Source organism: Burkholderiaceae bacterium DAT-1, from assembly GCA_019084025.1.
Classification (GTDB): domain Bacteria; phylum Pseudomonadota; class Gammaproteobacteria; order Burkholderiales; family Chitinimonadaceae; genus DAT-1.
Map to the genome: position 1 here is coordinate 486,846 of JAHRBI010000001.1, position 15,525 is coordinate 502,370.

Here is a 15,525-nt window from a genome sequence, read left to right on the forward strand (position 1 = left end):
AGAAAATCTACACATCCAGCATGGAGACAATCAGCAATGATGATCATCCAGTCCCATCAAGATATTCACAAGATTGTGAATAGCGAAATCAAAAGCCTAGTTGAAATGCGGATTGGTCAGTTTCTGGACACATGTGAAATCGACCCGTTCGAATATTCGCAGTTCATCATCATCGACGACTCGGATCACCCAAGGGAAGTGGAAGCAATTACTGGTGGCAGCCTCAGTATTGAGTCCTCACTTGAATGCTCTACCGATCTGGACCTGCATCCGGGGTTCGAGTTCATCGAGGAACATGCTACCTGTTACGAACTGCTTTATCTGACCGGAGACTCTGGATCAGGTATTGAGATCATCATTCCGAAGTCATCAGGCATTGACCACGAAATTTCAGCGTTCTGCCGTTTCCACCTTTCACCATGCACAACACCGACAGAGGTGTGACGCCATGCGTGAGACGAGCAGATGGAGGCGATCATGAATTCACATCCTTTCAAACCAAGCAAGGAGTCACTTTTCGTATGGTTCCAATCCCTAGATGCCGATGCTGCCGAATTTTTCATGGAACGAGCTGCTATCCGTGAATTTGACGGCAACTGTCATCGTGAAGAGGCGGAGGCACTAGCGTACTTGGATACGGTTGCATGGTTGGCGCGACGCCAGTTGTAAATGGTGCCCTTGACGCCCTTCGCGCCCTCAAGGTGTATGAAAGGGCATGAAGGGCGCGAAGGGCACCAACTTTTATCCAAGTTCAAATTGGCTGGCCATAGGCTGGCCACTGAAGCCTCTTTCTGGACATTTCCACACCCAGCATCCTAACCCATTGTGGCAAGAGGGAATTTCTGAAGAAAACAGGGAGAAATTGGGTTCTAATCAACGGATTCATATGCCGCGAGTGTTGACAACCACCCAAAAGACGGTACAAGATTCGCACCTTGAATCGCTTTACATAGGCGATTCACATACACCTAAAAACTGGATGAGCCTCTGACGCTATCGACAGAGGCTGTGCTAGAGGGAAGCAGTCTCTAGCGCCACAGCGCCCAGTCCCCTGCTTCCGGTCGCGGCCTCCGATTAATACCCGCCATACAAACCAACTCCAATAAGCCTATTGGAAGTCATCCACAAGGATGGTCATCGCACGAGTACGACTCGTTCTGCGGTGGTTGTGTATGGGCGCGGGTACCGCTGCCGCATCTCACCCCCCTCTTGCCATGACCTCCTTTTTACAAAGGTTCTATCATGGCAATGAAAGTTGATCCCAGTAGTTCAAGTAGTAACGCTCCGCCCTTTACCGATAAGGCAATCAGGGCCTTAAAGCCTCACGATGCCAATTCAAGCTCGAAGTCACGTAGCATCACTTGCCCATTGGTCAAGGGTCTTCGTATTGAGGTGACCAAGTCAGGGCAAAAATCGTTCTGGTTCGCCGCGACTATCGCTGGTCATAAAAGACATCTTCGTATCGGTACGTTTGGCGCGATCACGGTAGAGCAAGCTCGTACGATTGCATTGGGTTTCCGTGCCCAAATCGAGCGGGGTGGCAACCCGTTCAACGAAAACCAGCAACTGAAGGCAGTGCCGCTCTTCTCCAAGTTTTCTAAGGAGCACTATGTTCCCCATGCAAGCGGGTACAAGCGGTCCATCGCAGATGACGAAGCCAAGCTCAATCAACACCTGATCCCCGCCTTTGGCAAATACCGATTAAGCGATATCACTACACGTTGCATCGACACCTACCTGAATACAATCAAAAACCTGCTATCTCCGGCCACCGCCAATCGTCACCGCTCCCTGCTGTCGAAGATGTTTTCACTGGCAGTCAAGTGGGAAATTGTCGCAACGAGCCCTGTTACCCATGCAATCAAGTTTAAGGAGGAAATCAAGCATCAGAAGTACCTGAATAAGGAAGAGGCAAAGCGCCTCGTGGAGGCCGCGCAGCATGAAACCAATCAGGTTGCTGCATCAGCAATCATGGCATTACTGCTGACTGGTTGCCGTCGTGAAGAAATCCTGCAGGCACGATGGGAGCATCTCGACATTGATGCTGGCACGCTCTACCTTCCGACCACAAAAGCCGGAAAGTCCCGACATGTCACGCTCAACGAGGCCGCAATCAGCATCTTTCGTAAGCAAGTTCGGGTTGCAGGTTCGCCTTGGATTTTTCCAGGCAAGGACCCATCCAAGCCACTGAACAATCCGCGCAAGGCTTTTACCCGCATCCTTGAGGCCGCAGGCCTCAGCCATATGCGTATACACGATCTCCGCCACAGCTTTTGCTCGTTGCTGGTTGAGAACGGGGTGTCGCTCTATACCGTCCAACATCTGGTCGGGCATGCATCACCATCCACCACCCAGCGCTACGCCCACTTCAGCACTTCGGGTCTCCGCGTCGCCAGTGATGTGATGGCCAACGTAGTCATGAAATAACCATTAAGTCAAACACTTAGCCTCGGAAGGGGCATTTTTTTAGAAAGTCCTAAAAATGCAATTCTCTGAATTCGAAGTCATCAAATCCAATCGTCCGAAAAGCGTTGAAAAATGTAATTTTGAAGAGCTGTGCTACCACTTTGGACAATTAGGTCACGCTACCATTCCCAGTAAGGATCAGGCGAAACTGTTCTCGCTGACGGAGTTCAAGCCCAATCAGCCCCGTACAAAGGAGAATGCGGTCGCAGTTACCGGCGCAATCCTGGACATTGATGCAGAGCTGTCACCCGAAGGGCTCGCTACCTTGAAGGCGTCTCTTAAGCCATACGCCTATATCCTGTACACCACGTTCTCTTCAACAGCTGAGGCATACAAGCTGCGTTTGGTGATGCCTCTGACCAAAGATGTCCCTTCAGGTCGCTACAGCACCGATAAGATTGCCAGCCGCATAGGCAAGCTCCTCAATGTCGAAGTGGATCCCTGCTCCGACAACGCCGTTCAGATCTACTATATGCCATCCCATGACGGCAGCCATCCAGCCGATCACTTCATCGAATGCAAGGCCGATGGTAAGGCGATTGATGTAGATGCACTTCCTGTACTCAAAGGCCACCGCACCAGCAGCAGGACTGCCAGCAACTCGACGCCAGTCGAGTCGGACTACCTAGAGGCTGAAGCGGTCATAGCCACCTACTTTGGCGGCATCAGCCCTTACTTCAGCGAGGGGCTGTTCTGGGTCTACAAATCCGGTTCATGGTCGTCAATTGCAGTGAAGACACTGCAGACATCCCTAGTCAACGAGCATTACAAGCAGAGCAAGCCATTGCGCGAAGTGGAAGCGGTTATTAACGTGCTGACGGTCACCTGCCGCAAGGAATTCCGTCCTGAGCCGCTGGCCCATTTGATTGGCTGCGCCAATGGAACGGTTGACCTCATGACTGGCGAACTCAGCTCTGACAACCCCGAAAACAACCTGCAGAACAAGCTCAGCATTACCTTTGATCCGCAGGCAGCATGCGAAGAGTGGCTCAAATTCCTGGAGGCTACCTTCAGGGGTGATGCTGACCAAAGCGCCAAAATCCTCGTCCTGCAGCAGTACATGGGCTACATGCTTACACAAGACACTTCCTTCCAAAAAATGCTGTGGCTGTGGGGCACCGGCTCCAATGGCAAGAGCGTGATTACCTCGACAATGACCTCCCTGCTCGGGGTGCACAATGTCTCAGTGATACCCCTTCCAGCGCTCGCAGGTAAGTTCAATGTCGCCGAGATGAGCGGCAAGCTGGCGAACATCTCGGATGAGGTCGCTGCAGGCGCAAAGCTGCCCGACGAGATCATCAAGCGTGTTGTTGCAGGCGGACTGATTTCGGCCGAGAGGAAGGGCAAGGACCCCTTCCAGTTCAAGGCAACGGCAAAGCTCGTCGTATCGGTCAATTCGCTCCCCCGAAGCAAGGACACTTCCCACGGCTGGTTCCGTCGACTGATCGTTCTCCGCTTGAACAATAGGGTTGAAGAGAGCCAGATTGACCGAAACCTCAGCCAGAAGCTGGCAAATGAGCTGCCTGGCATCCTGAACTGGGCCATCAAGGGGTACCAATCCTTGCATGCTTCAGGTGGTTTCTGCATCCCAAAGAGTAGTGAACAGGCGCTGACCGCGTACAAGGAGAAGCTGAGTAGCGTGCTGTCATTTGCGAACCACTGCCTGATCATCAACAGGAAGGAAGCAGTACCTGTCAAGAAATTCAGAATAGAGAGAAGGGATCTATATAAAGCATATGTAGAGCACTGCGATGAGATTGGCGCAACACCTAAATCTCAACGTGTTGCCTACGAGGAGGTAATGGACCTTTTGAATGTTCAAGAATATCAAAGGTCAAACGGGGGCTACTACCTTCCATGCATGCTCCGCACGGCTCCAGAGGGCGATGCTCAGGCACCGGCACCTGACGGTTACGAAACGCTCCACACGCTGGCAACCGAGTTCGTAGAGGACTAGCAGAGGTGTTTGACAAGCACCGGCCTGATCAGGCCGGTGTTTTTTTATGGGGTTCGAGCCCCCTCTCCCCCGGCACCTGTGTACCTTTTCCATCACAAGTGAGATCCGAGTGACTCACGTCTTTGCAATCCTTCGCTTTCCTGCCTATTATTAGCTCGTGGACGATCGGTACGGATCAGCTCCACTCCGGCTGAGGGTGTGAACCTCCGGCGCGGGTGATTCCAGCGTCAATATTGGATTAATCCGTGGCATAAGTACCTGCCCGTTAATCAATTATTCTTGCGGGACATACTGGAACCTAAAATTCACCGCCTTTTTCATAAGTCGGTGGCGCGGTCGACTCTCCGATCAACTTTGCTGCGTACTCAGCTTTTGCACACACAGAGTCTTTACTGCTTCCAGAAAGCTGGCTCCTGCCAGCTACTTGCTGAATAACTTGAGTGAGCCAGACCAGCTCTGCATCACTTGAGCTTATTTGTATGCGTTTTGGGTTTTACCCTTACGCATCATGCGACTTCATAACCGGCAGTCACCGAACTCGTACAGCAAGCCCGATACATCATCGATTTGTTAGGCGTATCTGCGCTAGGCCTATGCACACCCATATGGTGTTCACTGATGTCTATGCATATGCCTTAGTTGCACCGCAGAACTGTGATTTACAGTCAGCCACGCTCACGCATCGCCAAGCATGAGCAAAGGGCCATTGAGTCTGCTGTCCGAGGAAATCAGGACACCAACTCAAGCAATCACGATTCCGCGCATTTGTAGTGCTATTAGGGGCGCTCCACCATCTGGAACTGAAGGTGCATACGCCCTATGGAATGGACCGCATCTCAAGCCATACAGGGCAATGCATCGTCACACGAGAGGATTTCAATATGAATGGCATGCCAGTACCAACACTGCAGGTGATTCACAACGCATCGAGCGAAGCTCCACAAGAAGTACATGCAGCCATGCCACTGGGCAAATATGATGAAATCATTGCAACTAACGAGGCTTTTCGTGACATCACCGTTTGGCTATCCAAACTCCGCGAAAAGGATGCAATGAATACTGCCGACATCATGTTTCTGGGTGGATTCTATTCGGAAATCATCAAAAAACGGGCGGAAATAATAAGTGAGATAGCCAAGAAAAGAGGGGGTAAAATTCAAAGCAAAAAAACATTGGAAGCTTTGCTATCAGCTCCTATTGAGTTTAAGATCGCAGCGTCATCTCCTATTCATGGCCTGATGAATTTTACAAACATAAAGAATGAACATAAGCCAAGAATTGTAACCGAATCTGCAATTGCAATGGAAATACCGCGTGCTGGAGCTTGGAGAGGAAAGCTGGGCAGTCTATATGTCACGAGGCAATTAGTTCCATCTGCGATTTTTTCAGAACCTGACTTTAACACCTTTGGCATAACAAGAGTCTTCACCAGTCACGCTCTTGAACGGTGGAGTGAACGAGCAATAGAAAGCCATCTCTCAAGATCTGATCAAATCCGATCTATTCTTGAGGTATTGTCAAATAGACGAAAATATCCTGCAAAAATAGTTGGGAGAACCGATCTTAGGCTTATATATGAAGCGATAAAGATGCCATCTGGAATTATATTCATGAAAAGCTCGATTAGATTTGTAGAAGACAGAAAAGGCTTGAAATTCTTTTTCTTATTTTATGTAACGGTCTTATGTATCAACCAAGCAAGTTCTAAACAATTTAGACTCTTAAAGAAACTCGGGTTAACGGAGGACACGTGGGACTTACAAGCACCAAATGGCTGCTTTGACATTCATTCAGATCCAACAAAATACGGAAAAAGAAGAGCAGATTTCTAAACTGAAATCTCATTAATCCAAATTTAACACCCAAGCAGCGAACCAGCATTATCTACAAAATTCTATCCATTTATAATTCACAGCAATACATTCCATACTTCTTAAAAACTAAATTAACAAATACAATTAAAGCGCCGCATAACTTCGGCGCTTTTCCAAATATTATTTCGCAGTTCTACCACCTCCTCCACCGCGAATATTTAATAGTGGATTATGCTGACCAATCTTTTCTGACTCATGCTCTCTGCGTGTGCCAGATGTACTCCTACCATCTGCGCGCTGCCATTCAAAGTCATGAGTTTCTGGAGAAAGGGGCTTATCCGAATTATAGTGCTCCCTCTCTCTCCGCCTGAGATTATTTGTCTCTCCAATGTAATCAATTTCATTCGTGTCTTTATTCCTAAACCGATATTCACCAGCCTCATCTGGCGGGTTTCCTTTGTTCGGACGTCCAGGCTTATAAATCGACATAATTTCTCCTTGATTGCACAGTGAATGATTCAACCAGAAAAAACAACAAGCACACCTCGAACAAGAGGCAAAACTCAGCATCTCCACTCAGCAAGTTACCAACCTAGAATAATGCTTTAGTTTACTGAAACTCAAGTTGAAGCATACCTTTGCCATCCCATTGCATCCACACTTGAAAATTTCAAGTCTGAGTACGCATCAGGAATACTTTATCTTAGTATGAATTTATTAATTGTGATACTTTTCTACTTATTCTTGATCCAGAAGAACAAATATACAACAGCACACTAAGAAGGCAATATATCAGCCCTATTGAATTACAGCCAAATCCAATACACCACTTACACCGCGCAAGGTTATTCGTGTGACAGTTACGCATATTAATTAACATTCAAATATGCTTTAGGATACTCTGAATAAGTCCCTTCACCATAAGATCAGGCAGGTCCAATCAACGGGTTATTTTGATGCGCAACCTTATATTTGGACTTATTCAGAGGTTCTATTTACATCCGTCAAGATGAATAAAGAAAGCCCGGGGTACCAAACCGGGCTTTAAAAAAGCCCAGTTACCAGCCGGGCTTTACAAAAAGCCCAGTTACCAGCCGGGCTTTACAATCAATTACTAATTATGTATTTGCCATGAAAATGGTAGCATTGATACAGTCAGGATAAATTTTCAAGGTTATTACCGTTGGAAGTCGATTGTTCAGTAAACATTACCACCCTTGAGCCAACCCTCAAAAACCCAAAGTAGTCATGCAAGTACTACTAAACCATCATGCTTGCTACCAAGCAAGCCAACTCCGTTCATCAAGACTTTATCAAACATTATCACAGCTTCTCAGAGAGAAGATTCAACAATGGCTGTTAGATACCAATTGTTAAACCCATGTCATCCCAGACAAGCCACAACATCACCCACCCATTTAAGGCAAGTTCATTCAAGGCATCTACATTACAAATAATAAATAGTAAGCGGCATTATGTCAAGCGCCTTCACACCCCTAATCCACTTCCCACACCTAAAATCACTTAACCATTCAAGTTGGCAATCAAAGCCCAATTATAGTAGACCAATTAAATTCCAAAATGATACAATTATCGCCAACAGACTATCATCCATAAGCCCTACCCCATTATTCACTGAGCACACAATGCGCATGTTTAAACATAGATTAAATAAATTCCTTCAATTCTTCTCCAGTGACACTCCCTCCTCCAAAGAAGAACCCGCCCTCGAAACCAATATAGAGATATTATATTCAAACAAGGAACCTACACAAATTGATGCACGAATTTTTGGCCAGCTTAGTAATATTAACCGCTTTGGAATATCAACTCTGGTTAGCTACGAAGGGCGATGCTATTCAATAGAAACTTCAAAACTTCGCGAATCAAATATCCCACTTGTCATTGGCACATATGTAAGCTGGACAGGCACCTCAGTCTCTGCCCCTGACCACTTAATTCAAGCAGAAAATCCTCAACCATGGAGCGGCTCCACGCCAGTTATTGAATGGCTCGGCAAAACTATTCATGGAACAATAACTGGCAATGATCCCCAAAAAAAGGTCGCTTTTAAAGTAGATGGAAAAGATATTTTTCTATCCCTTCATAGAGCTCAACTTAATTATGAGCTCACATTTAAATCAAGCAAACTTCTATTCATCATAGGATACAGATCACACTCAAAAAAAATAAACCACAATCATTACACTGCAATTCCACGCCTATCTGATAGTGATATTACTCCCCCCATCAAGCGACGAAGTGGCATCATCTGCAACATCCACAGCGGAAGAGCATTTGTTTTTGATCTTCACTCAAGGAGAGTAATATCTTTTTTTAAGTCACAACTTGAAAGAGTGCATATCCCTCTATTTTTGGGTGCTGAAATAAGTTGGCTCGAACAGCGCAAGGGAGTTGCTGAACGAAACATTGAAAGCATTGCCTTAAGACTTGAAAATATCCTCTCACACAGCACTCCCTTGCTAGGCTCTTTTCACAAGGGCACCATCAAACTTGGCCCGCTGGGATTCACATATGACTTACATCTAGGCATAAATTTAAAAAAAATACACGTAGATATAGACAAATTCAATATTAAAGACATTGAGGATATTGAAGATATTACCCATATTAAAAATTTCACTTTCTGCCTCGGAATAGAGCCAGCCATTGGCCAAGACATTAAATCTGGCATACTTATTGCTTGCAACGTGCATTATATGAATCCAATGCACAAAGTCACGCCTAGTTTCGGCCACAAATCTTTTGATGAAAGACGATCAGAAGTCAAACAAGAAATTCTTAAAATATTCAAAAAAAATAATGGCATTATTAGAATCGAACAGGCAACTCCAGCACTACGAAACTTTGGCATATCTACTAAAGCCGCAAGCCCACTCACTCAATTAGTTATTGCTTGCGGCGACATTTTCTCAATCACAAAAGACAAAAATAATATTGTCACCCTAAGGAGGCTCTGAATAAGTCCCTTTTCACAAAAATCAGGCATGTTCAATCAACGGGTTACATGATTGCACGACCTTATATTTTTACTCACTCAGAGGCTCCCTAATCAAGACCATATCGCCAATAAAAAAATGAACTCTTTCGACCAAGTCATACAGTGAAATATTCTTTGGCTCATTTGAATAAAATCCGATGGATTAAAGGCCATAGATGTGACTGCACTCCACTTCAGCACTAGAGCACACCTTCGAACTGGCCTTTCCCTACCACGGCATACCAAGAGTTTAGTTAGCATGGGGGGCAATACCCCAAATGCCGATTCTTTCTCAGACTGTCGCTCGCCGTGCGCACGTGCCCCAGCTCACGACTTTTTGATCCACCACCAGATTCATTTGATCAGGGAAATCCTTACCCCATACCTTTAACGACTTGCACAACTGCCTGCCGTACGCCTTACTTACCGCTTCCACTCACCAAACCTTCATGGCATCGCCAACGTGTAATGCCAACTTTAGGTAGGTACTTCCTTGATGAAAGCCCTTCAATGTAGAGCAAGCAAAGCTCGTCAGAAACGGCGAGGTCTTTCCTTCAGGAACATCCTTCATCTAACTTGTACATCTCTTAACTTCATAGAAAACGTGGGGATTGAAAATCCGCGTGTCCGTGGTTCGATTCCGCGACCGGCCACCACCCCACCTAGTGGGACTTGTGAGGAAATACTTGAAACCCGCTTTGCTCAGTGCAACGCGGGTTTTTTGTTTTTCAGTCCTCTGAAGAATGCCGAAGCATTCAGTCAAGCACACCCCCATCCACACCGAATTCACCACAGTTTTTCCATTCACCCTCCCCGATCGCACCGATTATTTGAATGGCTTGGCGGAACAACCTAGACTGACCGCCCTTTGTCTTTTCTGATGTCACTGGATCACTTAAAAATGAAAAAAGCAGTATTAGGAGGTTGCCTTGTCCTCGCTTCGCTCGCAGCCTATGCAGATGAGCAAACCCCGATGATGACGGAGCAAGCGAATTACAAGCCTTTCCGCTTTATTGTGCAGGCTGGCCTGACTGGCGGCGGCGATAAGCTTGCCACGGTAGAAACCAGCAAGGGAACGGACAAGCTGTACGCCGGTAATCTCGTTCAGCTCGGCGCGGGGGTCGTCTTTCAGTCGCAGGACTATCCGATCGCCCTGCAAGCAACCCTCAATTACCACGTCGATAACCGCCACTATAAAAATGGTGACGCCACGTTCTCGCGCTTTCCATTCGAAGTCCTGGGCTTTTACCAGTTTTCACCGCAATGGCGCATTGGCGCAGGCATTCGCCACATTGGCACGGCCAAGCTGAAGCTTGATGCAGATGGCGCCAGCGAAAGCGCTGAATACGCAGGTGAGAACAGTTCGGTCATCGAACTAGGCTACGCAATGAACGACCGCGTATGGCTAAGTGGCCGCTATGTCCATGAAACGCTGAAGTTGCAGAAATATAACGGCATCGATGTATCCCGCCACCAGCTGACCACAGACGGTTCCCATGTCGGGATTTTCATGAGCGCGCAGTTCTAATTTTAAGCGACCGCTTCTGCATGAAAAAACCCGGCCAACAGCGCCGGGTTTTTGTTTATCCGCTAAGCGCGAATTAATAGCGGTAGTGATCCGCCTTATACGGACCCGACTTATCCACGCCAATGTACTTGGCTTGCTCATCCGTCAGCTGAGTCAGCTGCGCATTCAGCTTCTTCAGCTGCAGGCGGGCAACCTTCTCATCCAGATGCTTCGGCAGAGTATAGACGCCAACCGGATAGGCATGGTTACGGGTGAACAGTTCGATCTGTGCAATGGTCTGGTTAGCAAACGAGCTGGACATCACATAGCTCGGATGGCCGGTACCGCAGCCCAGATTCACCAGACGGCCCTTGGCCAGCAGGATGATGCGCTTGCCGTCGGGGAAGATCACATGATCAACCTGTGGCTTGATTTCCTCCCACTGGTATTGCTCCAGCGCCGCCACTTCGATTTCATTGTCGAAGTGACCGATATTGCAGACGATGGCCTGATCTTTCATCTTGGCCATGTGATCATGGGTGATCACATGGAAGTTACCGGTGGCGGTTACGAAGATATCGGCCTTGTCGGCGGCGTAATCCATGGTGACAACACGGTAACCCTCCATCGCCGCTTGCAGGGCGCAGATCGGATCGATTTCGGTGACCCACACCTGTGCGGACAGGGCGCGCAGTGCTTGAGCAGAACCCTTACCCACATCGCCATAACCTGCGACGACAGCGATCTTGCCTGCCACCATCACGTCGGTAGCACGCTTGATACCGTCGACCAGCGATTCACGGCAGCCGTACAGATTGTCGAACTTGGACTTGGTGACCGAGTCATTCACATTGATGGCCGGGAACTTCAGTTCGCCGCGCTGATGCATCTGATACAAACGATGCACGCCAGTCGTGGTTTCTTCGGTTACGCCCTGAATGGCGGTCAGACGGCGGGAATACCAGCCCGGCACAGTTTCCAGACGCTTGCGGATGGACGCAAACAGAATGCGGGCTTCTTCGCTGTCCGGATTGGCCAGCACAGAGATATCGTGCTCGGCACGGGCGCCCAGATGCAGCAGCAGCGTGGCATCGCCGCCATCATCCAGAATCATGTTGGCATCGCGACCTTCCGGCCACTCGAAGATCTGATGGGTGTATTCCCAGTACTCTTCCAGTGTCTCGCCCTTGAAGGCGAACACAGGGGTGTTGGCCGCAGCAATTGCAGCAGCAGCATGATCTTGTGTGGAGAAGATATTGCACGACGCCCAGCGCACTTCCGCACCCAATGCCTGCAGGGTTTCGATCAGTACGGCAGTCTGGATGGTCATGTGCAGCGAACCGGCAATGCGCGCGCCCTTCAGCGGCTGCGCAGCGGCGTATTCTTCGCGAATCGCCATCAGACCCGGCATTTCGGTTTCGGCAATGCGGATTTCCTTGCGGCCCCAATCGGCCAGCGACATATCCGCTACATGAAAGTCTTTGAATTCAGCCACAGCGTGCTCCTTGTGCATGTGGCCGGGTGTGGGCGGACTCACCCAACCCGGCGCTGGCTTCGTTATGACGCATTCTGCCCGTTATACAAGCAAGAATGCGGACGAAGCCGGTGGGTTAAGTGAGCGCCGTTTTGAAACGGATACAACAGTGGCGGGCCTGGAGTCAGACGACTTTGCAGCGCTCCCCGCCGGATATCTGTGTTTTGACGCTTTCACGTCGAGTGTGTTGACGTTTTTACGTCACCCCGGCTTGAAGCCTCAAGCCGGGAGGGGTGCTTACAGGCCTGCGTCCGCGCGCAGGGCAGCAGCCTTGTCGGTGGCTTCCCAGCTGAATTCCGGTTCTTCGCGACCGAAGTGACCATATGCAGCCGTCTTGGAGTAGATCGGACGCAGCAGATCCAGTGTCTGCACAATGCCCTTCGGACGCAGATCGAAATGGCGCTTGATCAGTTCAACGATCTGCTCGTTGCTGATCTTGCCCGTATCCCAGGTATCCACCATGATGGACACTGGCTGGGCGATACCGATGGCGTACGCCACTTGCACCTGACACTGACGCGCGATACCAGCAGCCACAATGTTCTTGGCAATGTAGCGGCCCATGTAGGCAGCCGAACGGTCAACCTTGGAAGGATCTTTGCCGGAGAACGCGCCACCGCCGTGCGGGCAGGCGCCACCGTAGGTATCCACAATGATCTTGCGGCCGGTCAGACCGGAGTCACCTTGCGGGCCACCAATCACGAAACGGCCGGTCGGATTGATGAAGTACTTCACATCATCCTTGAGCAATTCAGGCGGCAGCACTGGCTTGATGATGTCTTCGATCACAGCTTCGCGCAGGGTTTCGTAAGCGATATCCGGATGATGCTGGGTAGACAGCACCACGGTATCAATGCTCACCGGACGGCCGGTTTCGGCGTCGTAGCGCAGGGTCACCTGCGACTTGGCATCCGGACGCAGCCACGGCAGGCGGCCATCCTTGCGCAATTCGCTCTGGCGCTGCACCAGACGGTGCGACAGGTAAATGGCGGCCGGCATCAGCGTCGGGGTCTCGTCACAGGCATAACCGAACATCAGGCCCTGGTCACCTGCGCCCTGGTCCAGATCGATGCCCTGGCCTTCATTCACGCCTTGGGCGATGTCCGGCGATTGCTTGTCGTAAGCCACCAGCACGGCACAGCCCTTGTAATCAAAGCCGAGCTCTGAGCTGTCGTAGCCGATGCGCTTGATCGTATCGCGGGCAACCTGAATGTAATCCACATTGGCATGGGTGGTGATTTCACCGGCCAGTACACACAAGCCCGTATTGACCAGTGTCTCAGCGGCCACGCGCGCATATTTGTCCTGAGTCAGAATGGCATCAAGGATGGCATCAGAGACCTGATCCGCAACCTTGTCCGGATGACCTTCGGAAACAGATTCAGACGTGAACAGAAATTCGCGCATGGTAATTCCTTGTGACGGGTGAGCCGCTGGATTGCGCAGGTGCGCTACAATCAGGGACTTGTATTGTTAGGTTTAACGACCAATTCTACCGGAATGCTGATTTACATTCTCAAATTCATGTCCCGCTGGCCATTAGGGTTATTACACCTGATAGGCAGTGGCATTGGCTGGTTAGCCTGGGTACTTGATCAGCGCTACCGCATCCGCTTGCGCGACAATCTGCGCCAGAGCGGCCTTGCGATGACAACTGCGCATTATAACCAGATTCTACGATCAAGTATCGTGCAACATGGTAAAGCAGCATTAGAACTCCCCATGGTCTGGGGTCTCCCTTCAGATAGCATAGTCAAGCAAGTTCGGAAATGCGAGGGATGGGAATATGCGCAAGCTGCCATCGACAACAAACAGGCGCTTATTTTTGTGACGCCCCATCTGGGCGCATTTGATGTGGCGGGACGCTATGTGAGTGCCCGGCTGCCGTATCCGCTCACGGCCATGTATCGTCCGCCCAAGCTGAAATGGCTGGAACCGCTGATGCAGCAGGGCCGGGTGCGTGACAATGGCCGCACGGCTCCCGCCACACCGTCAGGTGTACGCATTCTGATGAAGGCCTTGAAAAGCGGCGAAGCGACCGTCATTTTGCCGGATCAGGCACCGGGTGCAGGTGAAGGAGCCTGGGCGCCGTTTTTTGGGAAACCAGCCTATACCATGACGCTGCTACCCAGACTGGCCAGCAGCGCCAATGCTGCCGTGCTGTTCTTTTTCGCAGAGCGCCTGCCACATGGCCGCGGCTATGCTGTGCATATTTATCCGATGCAGGGTGCATTCAATGGCGATCGCGATCATGATGCCGCCCTGATGAACCAGAATATTGAGACGCTGATCGCACGGGCGCCCGATCAATATCTCTGGAGCTATAACCGTTACAAGACGCCTGCGGGCGCACCGGAACCCCTTGCATGATTTTTCTGAAAGCTCTCATGTGGCTGATCAGCCGCCTGCCCTACCCTATTGTATCCGCGCTGGGCGCTGGACTGGGGCGACTGATTTACTGGCTGGCCGCCGAGCGCCGCCGTGTTGGGCGCGTCAACCTGCGCCTGTGCTTCCCCGAAAAGACTGAAGCTGAACGCGAGGCCTTGCTTAAGCAACACTTCGGCGAAATGGCGCGCATGCTGCTGGAGTTTGGTTACGCCTGGTTTGCCAGTGCGGAACGCATGCGCCAGCTGGTACGCATCGAAGGTCAGGCTAATCTGGACAAGCTGGATGGCCAACCGGTGATTTTCTTAAGCGCCCACTTTACCGGGCTGGAGCTGGCTGGCTTGCGTATGTCGATCGATACGCCAATGATCGACATCTACACCAACCAGAAGCATGCCGAACTCAACCGTTTCATGCTGGAACGTCGTGCGCGCTTTGGCGGACAGCTGCTCTCGCGTCAGGAAGGCATTCGTCCGGTGATTCGAGCTGTGAAGTCGGGTTTGCGACTCTATTACTTTCCGGATCAGGATTTCGGGCCGGATGAATCTGTGTTCGTCCCGTTTTTCGGGGTGCAGGCTGCCACCATTTCAGGATTGTCGCGCTTGGCCGCTGTAACCGGTGCACATATCGTGCCCTTTTTCTGGCGACGTGATCGTCATGGCTATGTCATCAGCGTGGGCGAACCTTTGCAGGACTTCCCGACCAAGGATGTCGTGGCAGATACGGCACGCATCAATCAGGAAATTGAAGCGCGTGTACGAAAAGATCCTGCCCGCTATTTCTGGCTACACAAACGCTTCAAAACCCGACCAGAGGGCGAAGACCGCTTCTATTGACCCCTGCGGCGGCACGGGATTTGCG

Annotated in this window: 13 protein-coding genes and 1 riboswitch; of the genes, 10 read left to right on the forward strand and 3 right to left on the reverse strand. The window is 50.1% G+C overall.

What is annotated here, in order from left to right; translation table 11 throughout:
• Positions 1-36: 36 nt before the first annotated feature.
• The 6 genes from KSF73_02270 (at position 37) to KSF73_02295 (ending at position 6,255) form a co-directional block, all read left to right on the forward strand.
• A complete protein-coding gene (locus tag KSF73_02270; GenBank protein ID MBV1774533.1) occupies positions 37-444 on the forward strand; it encodes a hypothetical protein in 408 nt (135 codons plus the stop codon).
• A gap of 33 nt (positions 445-477) precedes the next feature.
• Complete coding sequence (locus KSF73_02275) at positions 478-669, forward strand: hypothetical protein (GenBank protein MBV1774534.1); 192 nt, start codon at positions 478-480, stop codon at positions 667-669.
• A 46-nt stretch (positions 670-715) separates the two neighbouring features.
• A complete protein-coding gene (locus tag KSF73_02280; GenBank protein ID MBV1774535.1) occupies positions 716-991 on the forward strand; it encodes a hypothetical protein in 276 nt (91 codons plus the stop codon).
• 251 nt (positions 992-1,242) lie between these two features.
• The gene (locus KSF73_02285) at positions 1,243-2,427 is read left to right on the forward strand and encodes a tyrosine-type recombinase/integrase (GenBank protein ID MBV1774536.1); all 1,185 of its coding nucleotides are present in this window, start codon (positions 1,243-1,245) and stop codon (positions 2,425-2,427) included.
• A 55-nt stretch (positions 2,428-2,482) separates the two neighbouring features.
• Positions 2,483-4,423 (forward strand): hypothetical protein, encoded by a 1,941-nt coding sequence (locus KSF73_02290; protein MBV1774537.1) that lies wholly within the window; start codon positions 2,483-2,485, stop codon positions 4,421-4,423.
• Between the two features lie 881 nt (positions 4,424-5,304).
• Complete coding sequence (locus tag KSF73_02295; protein ID MBV1774538.1) at positions 5,305-6,255, forward strand: hypothetical protein; 951 nt, start codon at positions 5,305-5,307, stop codon at positions 6,253-6,255.
• Between the two features lie 162 nt (positions 6,256-6,417).
• Here KSF73_02295 and KSF73_02300 read toward each other — a convergent pair whose 3' ends face one another.
• On the reverse strand, positions 6,418-6,726 hold the full coding sequence (locus KSF73_02300; protein ID MBV1774539.1) for a GIY-YIG nuclease family protein: 309 nt from the start codon (positions 6,724-6,726) through the stop codon (positions 6,418-6,420).
• A gap of 1,157 nt (positions 6,727-7,883) precedes the next feature.
• Here KSF73_02300 and KSF73_02305 point away from each other — a divergent pair.
• Positions 7,884-9,218 (forward strand): hypothetical protein, encoded by a 1,335-nt coding sequence (locus KSF73_02305; protein ID MBV1774540.1) that lies wholly within the window; start codon positions 7,884-7,886, stop codon positions 9,216-9,218.
• A gap of 921 nt (positions 9,219-10,139) precedes the next feature.
• On the forward strand, positions 10,140-10,766 hold the full coding sequence (locus KSF73_02310; GenBank protein ID MBV1774541.1) for a hypothetical protein: 627 nt from the start codon (positions 10,140-10,142) through the stop codon (positions 10,764-10,766).
• Positions 10,767-10,839: 73 nt separating this feature from the next.
• Here the strand turns inward: KSF73_02310 and ahcY are convergent, their stop codons facing one another.
• Both ahcY and metK read right to left on the reverse strand, forming a co-directional pair.
• Entirely contained in the window at positions 10,840-12,258 is a 1,419-nt protein-coding gene (gene ahcY, locus KSF73_02315) for an adenosylhomocysteinase (GenBank protein ID MBV1774542.1), read from the reverse strand.
• A gap of 96 nt (positions 12,259-12,354) precedes the next feature.
• Positions 12,355-12,433, reverse strand: a riboswitch (S-adenosyl-L-homocysteine riboswitch).
• A gap of 83 nt (positions 12,434-12,516) precedes the next feature.
• Positions 12,517-13,686, reverse strand: coding sequence for a methionine adenosyltransferase (gene metK / locus KSF73_02320; GenBank protein ID MBV1774543.1), 1,170 nt, complete (start codon positions 13,684-13,686; stop codon positions 12,517-12,519).
• Between the two features lie 93 nt (positions 13,687-13,779).
• Here metK and KSF73_02325 point away from each other — a divergent pair, with 93 nt between their 5' ends.
• Positions 13,780-14,649, forward strand: a complete 870-nt coding sequence (locus tag KSF73_02325; protein MBV1774544.1) for a lysophospholipid acyltransferase family protein — start codon at positions 13,780-13,782, stop codon at positions 14,647-14,649.
• Positions 14,646-15,500 (forward strand): lysophospholipid acyltransferase family protein, encoded by an 855-nt coding sequence (locus KSF73_02330; GenBank protein MBV1774545.1) that lies wholly within the window; start codon positions 14,646-14,648, stop codon positions 15,498-15,500. The genes KSF73_02325 and KSF73_02330 overlap by 4 nt, the downstream gene beginning before the upstream one ends.
• Positions 15,501-15,525: the final 25 nt, after the last annotated feature.

Bases quoted from the DNA above. Each gene is read 5' to 3' on its own strand.
- KSF73_02270 (MBV1774533.1), top strand. From the start codon at position 37: ATGATGATCATCCAGTCCCATCAAGATATTCACAAGATTGTGAATAGC.
- KSF73_02275 (MBV1774534.1), top strand. From the start codon at position 478: ATGAATTCACATCCTTTCAAACCAAGCAAGGAGTCACTTTTCGTATGG.
- KSF73_02280 (MBV1774535.1), top strand. From the start codon at position 716: ATGAAGGGCGCGAAGGGCACCAACTTTTATCCAAGTTCAAATTGGCTG.
- KSF73_02285 (MBV1774536.1), top strand. From the start codon at position 1,243: ATGGCAATGAAAGTTGATCCCAGTAGTTCAAGTAGTAACGCTCCGCCC.
- KSF73_02290 (MBV1774537.1), top strand. From the start codon at position 2,483: ATGCAATTCTCTGAATTCGAAGTCATCAAATCCAATCGTCCGAAAAGC.
- KSF73_02295 (MBV1774538.1), top strand. From the start codon at position 5,305: ATGAATGGCATGCCAGTACCAACACTGCAGGTGATTCACAACGCATCG.
- KSF73_02300 (MBV1774539.1), bottom strand. From the start codon at position 6,726: ATGTCGATTTATAAGCCTGGACGTCCGAACAAAGGAAACCCGCCAGAT.
- KSF73_02305 (MBV1774540.1), top strand. From the start codon at position 7,884: ATGCGCATGTTTAAACATAGATTAAATAAATTCCTTCAATTCTTCTCC.
- KSF73_02310 (MBV1774541.1), top strand. From the start codon at position 10,140: ATGAAAAAAGCAGTATTAGGAGGTTGCCTTGTCCTCGCTTCGCTCGCA.
- ahcY (MBV1774542.1), bottom strand. From the start codon at position 12,258: ATGCACAAGGAGCACGCTGTGGCTGAATTCAAAGACTTTCATGTAGCG.
- metK (MBV1774543.1), bottom strand. From the start codon at position 13,686: ATGCGCGAATTTCTGTTCACGTCTGAATCTGTTTCCGAAGGTCATCCG.
- KSF73_02325 (MBV1774544.1), top strand. From the start codon at position 13,780: ATGCTGATTTACATTCTCAAATTCATGTCCCGCTGGCCATTAGGGTTA.
- KSF73_02330 (MBV1774545.1), top strand. From the start codon at position 14,646: ATGATTTTTCTGAAAGCTCTCATGTGGCTGATCAGCCGCCTGCCCTAC.